Origin of the sequence: uncultured Salinibacterium sp. (assembly GCF_963974405.1) — a bacterium.
In the GTDB taxonomy this organism is placed as follows: Bacteria; Actinomycetota; Actinomycetes; order Actinomycetales; family Microbacteriaceae; genus Rhodoglobus.
Genome location: NZ_CAXBBH010000001.1, coordinates 1,275,052 through 1,288,609 on the forward strand (window position 1 = coordinate 1,275,052; position 13,558 = coordinate 1,288,609).

The following is a 13,558-nucleotide window of genomic DNA, read 5'->3' on the forward strand; positions in this document are numbered from 1 at the left end:
TAGCGAGTGACATCTGTGTAGTCACCGCTAGACCCCAGCATGCCCGCCGTGAGGCGGCTGAAAGGGGTTAGGAGTTGTCGCGAGCCTGAACTACCAGCGCACGCTCAACCCCCGCAAGGTTCTCCACGATGATGCGGCGCAGCGCCGGAACATCGGGGTTTGCCTCAAGCCACGCGTTCGTGGCATCCACGAGTTCCTGGTTGGCCAACGGTGCCGGGTAGAGGCCACGCAGAACCGTCTCGGCAATCGCGTAGCTGCGGTTCTTCCACACATCGTTGATCGCCTCAAAGTACGGAGCCACAAACGCTTCCAGCACAGCGGGGTCGTTCACGTGCGTGTAGCCCATTGTCACGTTGCGCACGATCGCGTTCGGAGCCTTGTCACTCTTTACGAGCGAGTCGAATGCGGCCTGCTTGCCCGCCTCCGTGGTGATCGTGGCGCGAGCGCGGGCCGCCGCCTGCTGGCCGTTCGCCGTCTTGTCCTTGGCGAGAGCCTCATCCACTTCAGCATCACCGGCAGCACCGTTAAGCACGAGGCCCTCCAGAAGCTCCCAGCTCAGGTCCGTGTCAATCTCGAGACCCTCGAGCGTGGTCGAACCGCTGAGCAGAGCGCGAAGCACCGTGACGTGCTGTTCGGTGGATGCCACATTCGCGAAGTACTTCACGAACTGGAACTGAGCATCCGACCCAGCCTCAGCGCTCTGAGCGAGACCCCAGAGCGTGTCGCCGATCTTCTCGATTGTGGCCGCACGACGCTCAGGCGCAACGTACTGCTTAGCAACCAGAACCAGCTGCGCAAGCGTAGTGCGGATGGTGGTCGACTCGGTCTCCGACGCAATGTTGCCGAGAACCAGGGCAACATAATCGCTGGCCGGAGTCTCAGCATCGCGAGCAGCATCCCACGCGGCACCCCACACGATGGCGCGAGCCAGCGGGTCAGTGATGTCGGAAAGGTGCTCCATCGCCACAGCAAGCGAGGAGTCATCGAGACGGATCTTCGCGTACGCGAGGTCGTCATCGTTGATCAGGATGAGGTCGGGGCGCGTCGTGCCCACGAGCTCGGGAACCTCGGTGCGCTCGCCCTCGACATCGATCTCGACGCGGTGATGACGAACAAGCTTGTCGCCCTCCAACGAGTAGTAACCGATAGCGAGACGGTGCGGGCGAATCGTGGGGTAGTCCTCGGCGGCGGTCTGAACGATCGCGAAGCTCTCGACGGTTCCGTCTTCAGCCGTCACAACATCCGGACGCAGCGTGTTCACACCAGCGGTCTCAAGCCACAGCTTGCTCCACTCCATGAGCTCGCGGCCACTGGTCTTCTCCAGCTCTACCAGCAGGTCCTTGAGCTCAGTGTTGCCGAAGGCGTGCTTCTTGAAGTACGCGGCAACGCCGGCCATGAACGCTTCGAGACCAACCCAGGCCACGAGCTGCTTGAGAATCGAGCCACCCTTGGCGTACGTGATGCCGTCGAAGTTGACGAGAACGTCATCGAGGTCATTGATCGAGGCGTAGACGGGGTGAGTCGAAGGAAGCTGGTCCTGCTTGTAAGCCCAGCTCTTCTCCATCGCCTGGAACGTGGTCCACGCTTCGGTCCACTCGGTGGCCTCAGCGGTAGCGATAGTCGACGCCCACTCGGCGAACGACTCGTTCAACCAGAGGTCGTTCCACCACTTCATGGTGACGAGGTCGCCGAACCACATGTGAGCCAGCTCGTGCAGGATCGTGACAACGCGACGTTCCTTGATGGCGTCGGTCACCTTCGAACGGAACACGTAGGTCTCAGTGAACGTGACAGCGCCCGCGTTCTCCATAGCGCCCGCATTGAACTCGGGCACGAACATCTGGTCGTACTTCTCGAAAGGGTAGGGGTACTGGAAATGCTTCTCGAAGAACTCAAAACCCTGCTTGGTCTTCTCGAAAAGGTAGTCAGCATCAAGGTGCTCGCTCAGCGAGGCACGCGTGAAAATACCGAGCGGGATGACGCGGCCGTCGCTCGAGGTGAGCTCGTCGCGAACCTCGGCATACGGGCCAGCCACGATCGCGGTGATGTAGCTCGACATGATCTGAGTGGCTGGGAACTCCCACGTGGCGTTCTCGCCATCCACGACAGGCTCAGGCGTGGGCGAGTTGCTGATGATCGCCCAGCGCGCCGGCGCCGTCACCGTGAACTGGAACCTTGCCTTGAGGTCAGGCTGCTCGAACACAGCGAAGACGCGGCGCGAATCCGGCACCTCAAACTGCGAGTAGAGGTACACCTCGTCATCAACGGGGTCAACGAAGCGGTGCAGTCCCTCACCGGTGTTGGTGTATTCGGCATCCGCCACAACCTCAAGAACGTTGTTCTCCGCAAGGTTGTCGAGCTGGATGCGCACACCATCGTTCACGGCAGCAACATCAAGAGCGGTGCCGTTGAGAGTGACCGAGTGTACCGTGCGGGTGATCGAATCAATGAACGTGGATGCGCCAGCAGTGGCAGTAAAGCGAACAGTCGTGCTGCTCTTAAACGTCTCAGGACCCGTCGTGAGGTCGAGCGCAATCTCATAGCTGTCAACGTTGACAATCGCTTTGCGTTCTTGCGCTTCAACTCGGGTGAGGTTCTCTCCGGGCACGTACAACTCCTTCGTGTTGGGGCGGTTTGTGGCCGCACCTATCTACCTTATGCCGCGCCCCCTTAATGTCAGCACTACAGCCCGGATGCGACCGTAGAATGAACGAATGCGCATCCATATCGCCACCGATCACGCCGGCCTCGAGTTCAGTGCCACCCTGCAGCAGCACCTCACCGATGCAGGCCACGACGTGATCAACCACGGACCAGTTCAGTACGACGCTCTCGACGACTACCCCGGGTTCTGCATCGCCGCAGCTCGTGGCGTTGCCGCCGACCAGGCTGCCGGTGTCGACGCCCTCGGTGTCGTCTTCGGTGGTTCGGGTAACGGTGAGCAGATCGCCGCAAACAAGGTCACGGGCATCCGCGCCGCCCTCGTGTGGAACGACTCGACCGCCGCCCTGGCGCGCCAGCACAACGACGCCAACGTCATCTCTATCGGCGCCCGTCAGCACACCGTCGACGAAGCGACGCGTTTCATCGACCTCTTCATCGCGGAGCCCTTCTCGGGCGATGAGCGTCACGCCCGCCGCATCGCTCAACTTGCCGAGTATGAGACGACAGGCGCCATCGCCGCGCACCCCTTCGACAACTAATGCCTGAGGGGCATTCCGTACATCGCATCGCGCGCCAGTTCGCGCTGCACTTCGTCGGCAAAACCGTCGCAGTGTCCTCACCGCAAGGTCGCTTTGCCGCGGGAGCCGAACGCCTCGATGGGTTGCGGATGCTCAGCGCCAAAGCCGTGGGCAAACAGATGTTTCTCGAATTCGAGCACGACCGCTGGTTGCGCGTGCACCTCGGGCTCTACGGAGCCTGGGATTTCGCGGGCAACTTCACCGCCGACGCCACCACGGCATCCGCTGCCGGCCGCATGGGACAAACCAACCAGCACGGCACCGTAGCTGCCGGCACCGTCATAGCCGACACTGTGGTGGGGGAGCACGAAGACTCACTCGCGAGCATCGGTGCCCCACGACGCACACGCTTGCGGATGTCGGAGCAAGAAAAAGCCACCGACGAGATTTCCGAATTTCCCCCAGAGCCGATCGGCGCCGTGCGCGTTCGCCTGCTGACGGACATGACGTGTGCCGACCTGCGCGGGCCCACCGCCTGCGAAGTTCTCACGCCCGACGAAGTGCAGGTCGCCCTCAACAAACTCGGGCCAGACCCCCTCGTCGACGACAACGGCGAAGCGGAAGAACGGTTCGTCGCAACAGTGCGCAAAAAGCAGACCGCTATCGGCATCCTGCTCATGGATCAGTCGGTTGTCAGCGGCATCGGCAACGTCTACCGCGCCGAGATTCTGTTCCGCGCCCGCCTCGACCCGCACACTCCGGGCAAGCTCATTCCCGAAGAGTTACTGCGCGAACTCTGGCGCGACTGGGCTCGACTGCTCGACATCGGTGTCACGACCGGCCAGATGATGACAATGGATGGTCTCACCGCCGACGAATATACGGCTGCGCTCGCGAGCCGGGATGACCGCCACTGGGTCTATCACCGCGAAGGTCTGCCGTGCCGAGTGTGTGGCACCAACATCGCCATGGAACTCGCTTCGGCGCGCAAACTGTACTGGTGCCCCAACTGCCAAGCGCCGCTCGGCACGAACCCGCAAGGAGACTGACATGCGTCACACGCCGACCTACGTCATCACCGACCCGCACGAAGTGCGTCGCCTCATTGGCGAGCACCCGTGGGCCACGATCGTGTCGCCAACCTCGAACGGGATGGTCGCCTCGCACTATCCCGTAATGCTCGAGAATCGCGACGATCAGATCAGTCTCGTCAGTCACTTCGGTCGCCCCGACGATGAACTACACGAGCTGGGCCAACACGAAGTGCTCGTGATTATTCAGGGACCGCACGGCTACATTTCATCGAGCTGGTATCCAGACGGCGACAACATCCCCACCTGGAACCACGCCACCGCGCACCTCTACGGCACCCCCGAAATTTTGAGCGACGAAGAGAACTATCGAGTGCTGAGCGAACTCGTTGATCACTTCGAACACCACGTCGAGCATCCGGTCAGCCTCGCCGATGACGAAGCCGGCGCTCGCCGCGCAGCGAAAGGCACCGTTGGCCTGCGCATCGTGATCGATCGCTTTGATGCGCGCCTGAAGATGAGCCAAAACAAAAAGCCAGAAGTGCACCAGCACATCGTGGATGAACTCAACTCAGATGGCACGTACGCTAGCCCACAACTGGCCGCAGAAATGACAAGGGTTCGACCGAGTGATCCTGAGTAACACCCGCATCGTCGGAGACGCCCCTGACCGTATCGTCGACGTGACGCTTGATGGCGGAAGAATCGCTGCCATCGAACCCCACGCCCAGTCCCGCGCAACCGACAGCGCCCACGACGTGATTGACCTCGACGGCCGCTGGATCATGCCCGGGCTGTGGGATCAGCACGTGCACTCCAGCATGTGGGCGCAACAATCCCAGCGCATCGACCTCAGCCACACCACCTCGGCGACCGAGGTTGCCGTTACTCTCGCGACGACGGTGCTGCCGCAGTCCGACGGCATCATTGTCGGCCAGGGGTTCCGCGATGCGCTCTGGCCTGATCAGCCGACGCGCGCGCTTCTCGACTCTGCCGTTTCAGACATCGCGGTCGTTCTTGTCAGCGGCGACTTGCACTCGTGCTGGCTCAACAGTCTCGCGCTCGAACGGTTTGGTTTCTATGACCACCCCACCGGGTTCCTGCGCGAAGAAGAGGCGTTCGCCGTCGGCAGTGCGCTCAGCCGGGTTGAGCCCGAAACCTTGGATGCCTGGATCCAGACCTGCGCCCGCGAAGCTGCATCCCGCGGCATTGTCGGCATCGTCGACCTCGAAATGACGTGGGAATTCGAGAACTGGCAGCGCCGCATGCTGCATGGATTCGACCTGTTCCGGGTGCGGGTCGGCGTCTACCCGCGGTTCTTGGAGCGCGCCATCTTCGAAGGTCTAGCGACCGGGCAGCAGCTCGCACCCCTACTCGAGGTCGGCCCCTTCAAGATCATCACCGACGGTTCACTCAACACTCGCACCGCGTATTGCGTCGACCACTATCCCGGCGAGCCACACAACAGGGGAGTGCTCAACATCCCCACCGACGAACTGATCGACTGGATCCGCACCGCGAGCGAGGCGGGTCTTTCGCCTGCCGTGCACGCCATCGGTGACGACGCCAACACTCTCGCTCTTGACGCCTTCGAAGCAGTCGGATGCCGTGGCCGCATCGAGCACGCCCAGTTGCTTTCCGCAACGGACGTGCCTCGATTCGCGGCTCTCGGCATTGCCGCGAGCGTGCAGCCCGAACACGCCATGGATGACCGCGATGTTGCGGAAGCTCTCTGGCCTGGCCGCAACGACCGCACGATTGCTTTGCGCACTCTGCTCGATTCTGGTGCTGAGTTGCTGATGGGCTCGGATGCTCCTGTCGCAGCCCTTGACCCCTGGGCGACAATCGCGTCGGCCGTGAGTCGCAGTCGCGATGGGCGGGAGCCGTGGCATCCCGAACAGTGCATCACTGTGGCGGAAGCTCTGCAGGCATCGGTGCAGTCAGAGATTGCCGTGGGTGAGGTCGCCGACATTGTCGTGACACGAAAAAACCCGCTCGACTGCAGCGGTGATGAACTGCGGGCGATGCGGGTTGACGCAACACTGCTGGATGGTCGCTTCACCCACAACGAGTTGTAGGCAAAGCGACCACCAGAAGAGTTACTTCGTTGCGAGGTGGGCGAAGAGGAACCAGCGGTCCTTCTCGAGCCCACGAGCGATCTCAATCGCGACGTCTTCGCTGACCTTGTCGAGCTCACCGAGCTCATCAACGGCAGTGCGCACGGTGACGAGGGTTGCGTCGATGGCAGCAATAACTTCGGCGATGACATCGTCGGACTGCTGGAAGCCAGCGGTCATGCTGGGGGTTGTTGCCTTCGAGCCGACAGTCTGCGTGCGAGCATCGATCGGAAGGCCCAGAGCAACGACTCGCTCTGCGGCGGTGTCAGCCCACTCGCGAGCGTGGTCGACAACCACGTCGAGGAGTTCGTGAACAGCCTGGAAGTTGGCGCCACGAACGTGCCAGTGTGCCTGCTTGCCATCAATGGAGAGGGCGGTGAGGTCAGTGACGACGGGGCCTAAAAACTGGGCAACACCCGAGGTGACGTCAGGGTCTGCTGAGGTCTGCGGAACTGCTTTAATCTCGGTCATTTGTGCTCCTTCGTTGTTCTTACAGATACAACGCTACGCAGCCACAAAAATTTCACAAGCAAGCTGAGGCAACGCTAAGTAGTTGCCAAACCCTCCCGCAGCGGGTCTTGAGCGCCCTGACGGGGGATATCCCCACTGCCGTTCTGTGTGCATCCACGCTGGGGAGAGCCGTTGAATATCGCGATTCTTGATATGTCGAACATCAGCCGCGCGAATGCACGAGACTAAAGCGAGAGACCTATGACTACACAGACTGTGACGAAGCCCGCAAACCCCTATTGGCAGTTGTGGCGCACGACGCCCAAAGAGGTGCTCTACCTCATGCTGGGATTCCCGATCGCGATGACCGGATTCAGCGTGGGCATCACACTGGCTGCCACCGCGGTGGGCACGATCGCTGTGTTTCTTATCGGCTTCTTCGTCATGATCCTCGCGCTGTACGTCGGTCGCGGATTCGGGCTCGTGCACGTCAATCTCTTGGAGTGGACTGGCCGCCACAAGCTGGAGCGCCCCGACTGGCAAGACGATCGTGCCGCAACCGGATTCGGCGGCTGGCTGACCGCAACGCTCGGCAACCCGCACTACTGGCTGTACCTACTGCACACCACGATTCTCGGCTTCGTGCTCACCCTCATCACGTGGACGATCTCGTTTGTCTGGCTCAGCATCGGGCTCGCTGGTCTCTCGAGCTGGTTCGTTCGCAGTCAAGTAGACGGCGAAAACTCTGAGTGGTCGCTCGGCGAATGGTTCTTCGGACTCTTCGGCGTAGACACCAGCACGTGGAATCTTGAAGTGGCAGACAACATCGTTGCCTTCGCAATCGGCCTCATCTTCATCGCGACGCTGCCCTTTATCACTCGTGGTCTTGTCATGGCCCAGTGGTTGCTTGCCCGCGGAACTCTCACCGCCTTCAAGTCGGATGGGCTTCGCCGTGAAGTCCAGTCGCTCGAAGAATCGCGCGGGGCAGCCCTCTCGGCAGAAGGTCACTCGCTTCGTCGACTTGAGCGCGACATCCACGATGGGCCGCAGCAGCGACTCGTACGACTGCAAATGGATCTTGCCGCCGCCGAACGTCAACTCGATAGCAACCCGGAACAGGCCCGCCAGCTTCTCACCGAAGCACAGGCCCAGTCAGCTGAAGCACTCGAAGAACTGCGCGCACTTTCTCGTGGGTTTGCACCGCCGCTGCTTCTCGATCGAGGTTTGGTCGCCGCCCTTGAGTCGGTCGCCACTCGCGCAGCCGTGCCCACCACGCTCGCTTCCGAGCTTCCCGTGCCACTCGTGCTTCCGGGAGAGGTCGAACGTGCCTCGTATTTCGTTGTTGCTGAACTACTGACCAACGTCGCCAAGCATGCTCACGCGACCCAAGCCGCCGTGCATCTGGCGACCGAATCCGCGGATGATCGTTCCTGGTTGACCGTGCAGGTCACGGATAACGGCCACGGCGGTGCTGCTGTGACAGCGGAGCATGGTCTCGCCGGAATCGCTGAACGTGTTCGCGGAGTCGGGGGACGCCTCGAGATCGACAGCCCCGAAGGCGGCCCGACCGTAATCACTGCACGACTGCCGCTGCCCAAGTCCAGCGCAGAGCGGGCGCCCGTTGACCTCTAGTCTTAACCCCATGAGCCCTTTGCGTGTTGCCGTTGCTGATGATTCGGTGCTGCTGCGTGAAGGGCTCGTGCGTGTGCTCATCGAAGCCGGTTTTGATGTCGTTGGGTCCTTTGGTGACGCGGATGAACTGCTCGCGAACCTCGACGACTGCGCTCCCGAGCTTGTCGTGCTCGATGTGCGCATGCCGCCCACGTTTCGAGATGAGGGCGTGCGGGCAGCGATCCGTCTCCGTGAGCTGCGCCCCCAGATCGGCATCCTTCTGTTGTCGCAGTATGTCGAGGTTCTCTACGCGCAAGAGCTGTTGTCGTCGGGGCGTGGTGGTGTTGGCTATCTGCTGAAGGATCGTGTGGCTTCGCTGCATGAGCTTCAAGATGCGGTGGAGCGTATTTCTGCCGGCAGCACTGTGCTCGATCCGGAGGTTGTTGCTCAATTGGTGGGTCGACGTCAGGATCCGCTGATGTCGTTGACTCCGCGCGAGCACGAGGTGATGACATTGGTTGCGGAGGGGCGCACCAATGCGGCGATCGCAAAGCAGCTGGTGATCGGTGTCGGTGCGGTCGAAAAGAATGTGACGGCCATTTTTCAGAAGCTGAATCTTGAGGATTCTGGCAGCGATCACCGACGTGTGCTCGCCGTGTTGGCTTGGCTTCAGCGCTAGCCGCGAGTTTCTGGTTACCGACGGATTCTCGCTACCACAGCGTTCTTACTACCGCAGGATTCTCGCTACCGCAGCGAGCTGAACTTCGAGTTCAGCGCCGTCAGGTCTCGGATGCGTCGCTCAAGCGTGATGCCGAGGAAGAGCACGATGCCGCCGCCGACGACTGCCCACACCCACCAGTCGGTGAGTTGGTAGAGACTCACGAGGGCCGGAGCGAAAGTGTGCGCGGCGTGAATGAGCGCAACGATTGCTCCGATGATGAGTGGCGCTTGGAGCTTGAGCCAGGTTCCCGCGACGATGGCTGCGACCGCGGCCACGCCGACCGCCAGTATGCGCCAAGCAGTGTCGTCGCTGTCCACGTCGAGGAATGTTGCGATGAGGCTGGGGAGCATAAGCACGAGCAGGCCTGCCGTGAGCGCTGCGAAGCTTCTGAGGGCGGGATTGCGCCGCATCCGGATGCCGCCGTGCGCGAGCACGGCTGCCCCGAGCGGCACGGTGACCCATTCGAGCGGCGTGATGAGGTCGCCAAGATACGCAATCACACCAACGAGGCTTGCGAGTGCAAATGCGAGATAACTCATGCGGTGGGTGAGCGGGCGCGCTGACGGTCGTGCTGTCAGCAGCAGTAACGCGCTGCCAATGGTGACGAGCGCGACGATCCGGATGCCGTCAAGGGCACGGTCGGCGCTGCCTGAGTCGAGCAATACAACAGTTTCGACCGCGTAGAGAAGCACTATCGCGGAGCCCAGTAGCGCTTCACTTGTTACAGCCCATCTGGTGTTCGAGGGTGCAGTGCTGAAGCGTGTGGAGGCGAGTCCGAAGCTGCCGAGTGCGAGCACGGCGACGCCTCCGAGTAGCCAGGAGTCGAGTTCGGGAAGCGTGCTGCTGTTCTGGCTTGCGATTACGAGGGCGCGGCTGGCGGTGCTCACGATGAGCCCCACTCCGGCACCGATGATGGCGACTCCCCAGAAATCAACGAGTCGTTCTTCGGGCTCAACGAAGCATGCGGTGAGTAGGAGCGCGCCGCTGAGCCCGGCGATCACGAGTGTGCGTAGTCCGTCTCCGCTGGCTGCGTTGAGGCCGAGGGGCAAGACCGCAATCAGGAGCCCCGCGAGTGCGATCAGGGGTGCAGAGATGAGCCGCGATTGGCGCAGTTCTGCACGGGCAGTGAACACGGCGATGGCGATGATCACGGCAGCGAGGGGCAGAACGTACGCCTCGAGTGCCACAACTCTGGTTTGGTCGAGACGCAACCAGAGTGCCCACGTGCCGAAGGCGACAGCAGCCCAGACGAAGTGTCGTCGCAGCGATCGAGACCCGAAAATTCCGTCTCGACTGACCGCAGCCAGCAGCAGCGTGATTGAGACGAGCAGAACGATGAGCCAGTGACTGGCATGCGAATCGATTATGGCGTTGCTCGCGGTCATGAGCGCTATAAGGAGGGCGCTGGTCTCGCTCACTCGGCGCACTTGGGGATGGAAACCGCGCACCCGCAGGGCCATACTCAGTGCACCAATGATCACGGATGCGGTGGCAGGAGCCAGCTGGATGGCGATGTCGGAGAGTCCCAGGCTGCGGCTCGCACTGTCGAGCGCCCAGACGGTTGCCGGAGCGAGGAGTGCGGCTGCGACGTATCGCTGTTCGATGTGACCCGAGTCAGTGCGGCTCAGCATGGTCAGGGCGAGAAGCGCGAGTGCCGCCGCGGCGATGATCAGGCTGACGACGGGCAGATTGAGCACGAGCGCGCTACGTTCGGTTGCGTATCCGTTGACCGATGAAATCCAGAGCACTGTCGCGGAGAGAGAACTGCCCACGAGTCCGACCCACCACAGTGTGCGGTGATCGGCGGACCGAAGAGTGGGTGCAGTCTTCCAGAACGAGAGTGCGAGCACAGCGACAGCGGTGAGTCCGACGAGTAGCCATGACTCGAGCGGATTAGCGCGTTCGGGGCTCAGCGCGAATTGCAGTTGTTCGCCAGCTCCTGCCGCTGCTGCGAGCACGACGAGAGAAGCGGCGCCTAGGAGAGCTGGCCGCGCGATGGTGTTGTCGACGAGGAACCGCGCGGCGAGAAGCAGCACTGTAGTGGTCACGCTCGAAAGCGCCCACGTCTCGTGACTCGACCACGCCGAACTGTAGGCGAGCAGCAGGGTGAAGAACCCGGCGGCGGCAATCGTGATGTGAGCGGGACGGTTACCTCTGCGCCGCCGGTCGACGCTGATGATCACTATCGCGACTGTCGTGAGGGCAAGCCACGCAATCACGGTGGCCAGAAGCGTGCCCGTGAGCGGTGCGGCGAAGGCGAGAGCAAGGCCGGCACTGCCGAGAACAAGGTGGATGCGCGCCGGCAGTTGACGGCTGAGCCACCACACAATCGCCATCGTTGCCGGGATGACCAGAAGCGTGAGCTGAGGCCAGCCCCCGTGCAGCACGTCGAAGGTAGCGCTGCCGAGAGTAGTTCGCCGTGACGCCTGTTCACCAGTGAATTGCATCGCAACGACGAGAGACTGGCTGAACGGAATGAGCGTTGCGCTCGCGGCGACGACCCACAGTCCTCGCGACGCCCACTGCACTGCAAGTCGAACGCTCGAGCGAAGTTTGAGTCCCAACGCTTCCACGACGAGAGCGCTCGCGGTGAGCGTAGCGACAACGACAAACAGAAGTGACTGCTGAGGCTTGTCTCCCGTCATCGCCTCGGCTTGAGTAAAGATGGAGACCCAGAGTGCTGTGCCGAGCAAAACTCCCGCGGCTGCGGCGAAGGCATTCCCAAATCCAGGAATTCGAGCGGCGCGGTGCCCGTGAGCAGCGACGCTGTGTACAGCGGCAATGGCGGCGAGTGTGAACATCCACACGCCGGTGTTGTCGTTGCCGTTATCTGTGTCTGCGAGCATGCCAACTGCCAGCCCCGCGACGACTGCGAGCATCCCATAGATCATGCACGTCACTCGCTCGGCATACGCCCGGTAGGTGCCGTGGGCGGCGACAACGTGCACGAGGGAGGCTGCTGCGAAGGCGGCGATAGTGATGAGCGCCGAAGTGGCGAAGCTCTGATCGCGAGCGATGCCCGCTGCAAAGATTGCCGCGGCCGGAGGGAACACGGCAAAGCCGGCGATGCTGACAAGCACGAGATTGCTGGCTCGATGCCAGAACATGAACCCCGCGGTGACGAGCAGCAGTGCGCCACCCCAATACAGGCGGCCTTCTGGGTCACCCACCACGAGAAGGTCGTTGGCCCTCAGAGCATAAATATCGAGAAGGATGAAGACTACTGCGAGCGCAGAAAGGGCTTCGCCCGTCGCAGCAAGCCCTCGTCGCTTCATCGTGGATGCCGCCACGATGCTCGCGATCGTGATGCTCGCGATGATGGCCGACCGCCAGATAAGACCGAACGTCAAGAATGCGTAGATCAGGAAGAAGATCGCACCAATAGAGAGCAGTGAGACACCAACGACCAGCAACAAGACTTGGATGCCTGAGTGCGAACGCGGGGCCGACAATGTTTCGGTGGAGATCTGCGGGGGAGTTGCGGCAGGGGCTGCGGGCGCAGGATGAGGAACTGAAGCCGCCGCGGAAGGAGCGGGGATGGCAGGAACAGGTGCAACGGGCGCGGAGGCCGCGCTCCTGAGCCGGGCACGCTCGGCTGCGGTTTCGAATCGAATCTTTCCGATGAGCTCGAGACGAGCATCCATCAGCGCAGCGACAGTGAGCGACTCATCTCTCAGGCGCGCGGCGTCGGGGTGGTTGAGGTCGAGCCCGCATTTCACGCACACTGCAGAGGGCGGGAGGCTTGCGAAACACGCTGGGCACCGCGAGGCATCGGTGAGATCGAGCGGTCCACGCGGGAAAAGCACGTGACCGACATGCTTTATGAACGAACGCGCTTCATCGACCATCGACCCTGACTTCCTTTCGAGAGGAAGTCTCAGAGTATCGGTGCGGGAAGCTTATGAAGCAATAAGGCGCGAAAGTGTGGATTGTTGCTGCGCGAAGCCTGAAGCGGCCTGGATCTCAGGACGCGGCTTCTCGAGACGGTTTGTCCACACTTTGCCATCCCACCAGCGGAGCAAGTGGCTGCCAGCGGGATCTGGGTACCAGCCGAAAGGGGGAAGTTGAGTTTCGGAATTAGACATCGGGGGAGTCCAAGGTGCCCTGCCACGAGGGGCGATACGGGTGTGGCGGTCGATCCAGCCGCGGAGGATCAGTTCGGGGGAACGGCTGTGCCCAGTATAGGGGGCACAATCTTCGCAAAACAAGGGTTCAGAGGGCGCAGGGCGTGGGCTTCGAGCATCCAGTCGACCGTGGGTAAGATAGTCCCGTGAACATCTTCGGTTTCGTCATCTCATTCGTGCTCTTTGTCGGTGGTATTTACATGATGGGTGAGGCCTTCTATGTAGAAGGTTTCGAGTCCGTCGTGTTCGTCGGTGGACTGCTCGTTACTACTCTCGGCGTGTTCATCCCTATTCACGTCATGAAGCGCGTCGACAGCTAACT

11 protein-coding genes are annotated in these 13,558 nt (G+C 61.7%); 7 read left to right on the forward strand and 4 right to left on the reverse strand.

Features of this window, described 5'->3' with window-relative positions; translation table 11 throughout:
* Positions 1–67: 67 nt before the first annotated feature.
* A complete protein-coding gene (gene pepN / locus AACZ26_RS06345; RefSeq protein ID WP_339620025.1) occupies positions 68–2,608 on the reverse strand; it encodes an aminopeptidase N in 2,541 nt (846 codons plus the stop codon).
* 106 nt (positions 2,609–2,714) lie between these two features.
* Here pepN and AACZ26_RS06350 point away from each other — a divergent pair, with 106 nt between their 5' ends.
* From AACZ26_RS06350 to AACZ26_RS06365, 4 genes are read left to right on the forward strand one after another with little or no spacing between them, the layout of a single operon-like run.
* Entirely contained in the window at positions 2,715–3,203 is a 489-nt protein-coding gene (locus AACZ26_RS06350; protein WP_339620027.1) for a ribose-5-phosphate isomerase, read from the forward strand.
* A complete protein-coding gene (locus AACZ26_RS06355; protein ID WP_339620029.1) occupies positions 3,203–4,231 on the forward strand; it encodes a DNA-formamidopyrimidine glycosylase family protein in 1,029 nt (342 codons plus the stop codon). The genes AACZ26_RS06350 and AACZ26_RS06355 overlap by 1 nt, the downstream gene beginning before the upstream one ends.
* Position 4,232: 1 nt before the next feature.
* Positions 4,233–4,856, forward strand: a complete 624-nt coding sequence (locus AACZ26_RS06360; RefSeq protein WP_339620031.1) for an FMN-binding negative transcriptional regulator — start codon at positions 4,233–4,235, stop codon at positions 4,854–4,856.
* Positions 4,843–6,291 (forward strand): amidohydrolase, encoded by a 1,449-nt coding sequence (locus tag AACZ26_RS06365; protein ID WP_339620033.1) that lies wholly within the window; start codon positions 4,843–4,845, stop codon positions 6,289–6,291. The genes AACZ26_RS06360 and AACZ26_RS06365 overlap by 14 nt, the downstream gene beginning before the upstream one ends.
* Before the next feature lie 21 nt (positions 6,292–6,312).
* Here AACZ26_RS06365 and AACZ26_RS06370 read toward each other — a convergent pair whose 3' ends face one another.
* Positions 6,313–6,801 carry a DNA starvation/stationary phase protection protein gene (locus tag AACZ26_RS06370; protein WP_339620035.1) on the reverse strand — a complete coding sequence of 163 codons (489 nt, stop codon included), beginning with the start codon at positions 6,799–6,801 and terminating at the stop codon, positions 6,313–6,315.
* A 240-nt stretch (positions 6,802–7,041) separates the two neighbouring features.
* On the opposite strand from AACZ26_RS06370, the gene AACZ26_RS06375 reads away from it, so the two are divergent.
* Both AACZ26_RS06375 and AACZ26_RS06380 read left to right on the forward strand, forming a co-directional pair.
* Positions 7,042–8,412 carry a sensor histidine kinase gene (locus AACZ26_RS06375; protein ID WP_339620037.1) on the forward strand — a complete coding sequence of 457 codons (1,371 nt, stop codon included), beginning with the start codon at positions 7,042–7,044 and terminating at the stop codon, positions 8,410–8,412.
* A gap of 10 nt (positions 8,413–8,422) precedes the next feature.
* Positions 8,423–9,070 (forward strand): response regulator transcription factor, encoded by a 648-nt coding sequence (locus AACZ26_RS06380; protein WP_339620038.1) that lies wholly within the window; start codon positions 8,423–8,425, stop codon positions 9,068–9,070.
* Positions 9,071–9,135: 65 nt separating this feature from the next.
* Here AACZ26_RS06380 and AACZ26_RS06385 read toward each other — a convergent pair whose 3' ends face one another.
* Together AACZ26_RS06385 and AACZ26_RS06390 are read right to left on the reverse strand one after the other, a co-directional pair.
* The gene (locus AACZ26_RS06385) at positions 9,136–12,960 is read right to left on the reverse strand and encodes an SCO7613 C-terminal domain-containing membrane protein (RefSeq protein ID WP_339620040.1); all 3,825 of its coding nucleotides are present in this window, start codon (positions 12,958–12,960) and stop codon (positions 9,136–9,138) included.
* Between the two features lie 51 nt (positions 12,961–13,011).
* Positions 13,012–13,197, reverse strand: coding sequence for a DUF2510 domain-containing protein (locus AACZ26_RS06390; RefSeq protein WP_339620041.1), 186 nt, complete (start codon positions 13,195–13,197; stop codon positions 13,012–13,014).
* A 185-nt stretch (positions 13,198–13,382) separates the two neighbouring features.
* On the opposite strand from AACZ26_RS06390, the gene AACZ26_RS06395 reads away from it, so the two are divergent.
* Positions 13,383–13,556, forward strand: a complete 174-nt coding sequence (locus tag AACZ26_RS06395; RefSeq protein ID WP_339620042.1) for a hypothetical protein — start codon at positions 13,383–13,385, stop codon at positions 13,554–13,556.
* The last annotated feature ends 2 nt before the right edge of the window (positions 13,557–13,558 follow it).

What these genes read in the sequence shown, in the direction of transcription:
- AACZ26_RS06350 (WP_339620027.1), top strand. Translation starts at nt 2,715, where the DNA reads ATGCGCATCCATATCGCCACCGATCACGCCGGCCTCGAGTTCAGTGCC.
- AACZ26_RS06355 (WP_339620029.1), top strand. Translation starts at nt 3,203, where the DNA reads ATGCCTGAGGGGCATTCCGTACATCGCATCGCGCGCCAGTTCGCGCTG.
- AACZ26_RS06360 (WP_339620031.1), top strand. Translation starts at nt 4,233, where the DNA reads ATGCGTCACACGCCGACCTACGTCATCACCGACCCGCACGAAGTGCGT.
- AACZ26_RS06370 (WP_339620035.1), bottom strand. Translation starts at nt 6,801, where the DNA reads ATGACCGAGATTAAAGCAGTTCCGCAGACCTCAGCAGACCCTGACGTC.
- AACZ26_RS06375 (WP_339620037.1), top strand. Translation starts at nt 7,042, where the DNA reads ATGACTACACAGACTGTGACGAAGCCCGCAAACCCCTATTGGCAGTTG.
- AACZ26_RS06380 (WP_339620038.1), top strand. Translation starts at nt 8,423, where the DNA reads ATGAGCCCTTTGCGTGTTGCCGTTGCTGATGATTCGGTGCTGCTGCGT.
- AACZ26_RS06385 (WP_339620040.1), bottom strand. Translation starts at nt 12,960, where the DNA reads ATGGTCGATGAAGCGCGTTCGTTCATAAAGCATGTCGGTCACGTGCTT.
- AACZ26_RS06390 (WP_339620041.1), bottom strand. Translation starts at nt 13,197, where the DNA reads ATGTCTAATTCCGAAACTCAACTTCCCCCTTTCGGCTGGTACCCAGAT.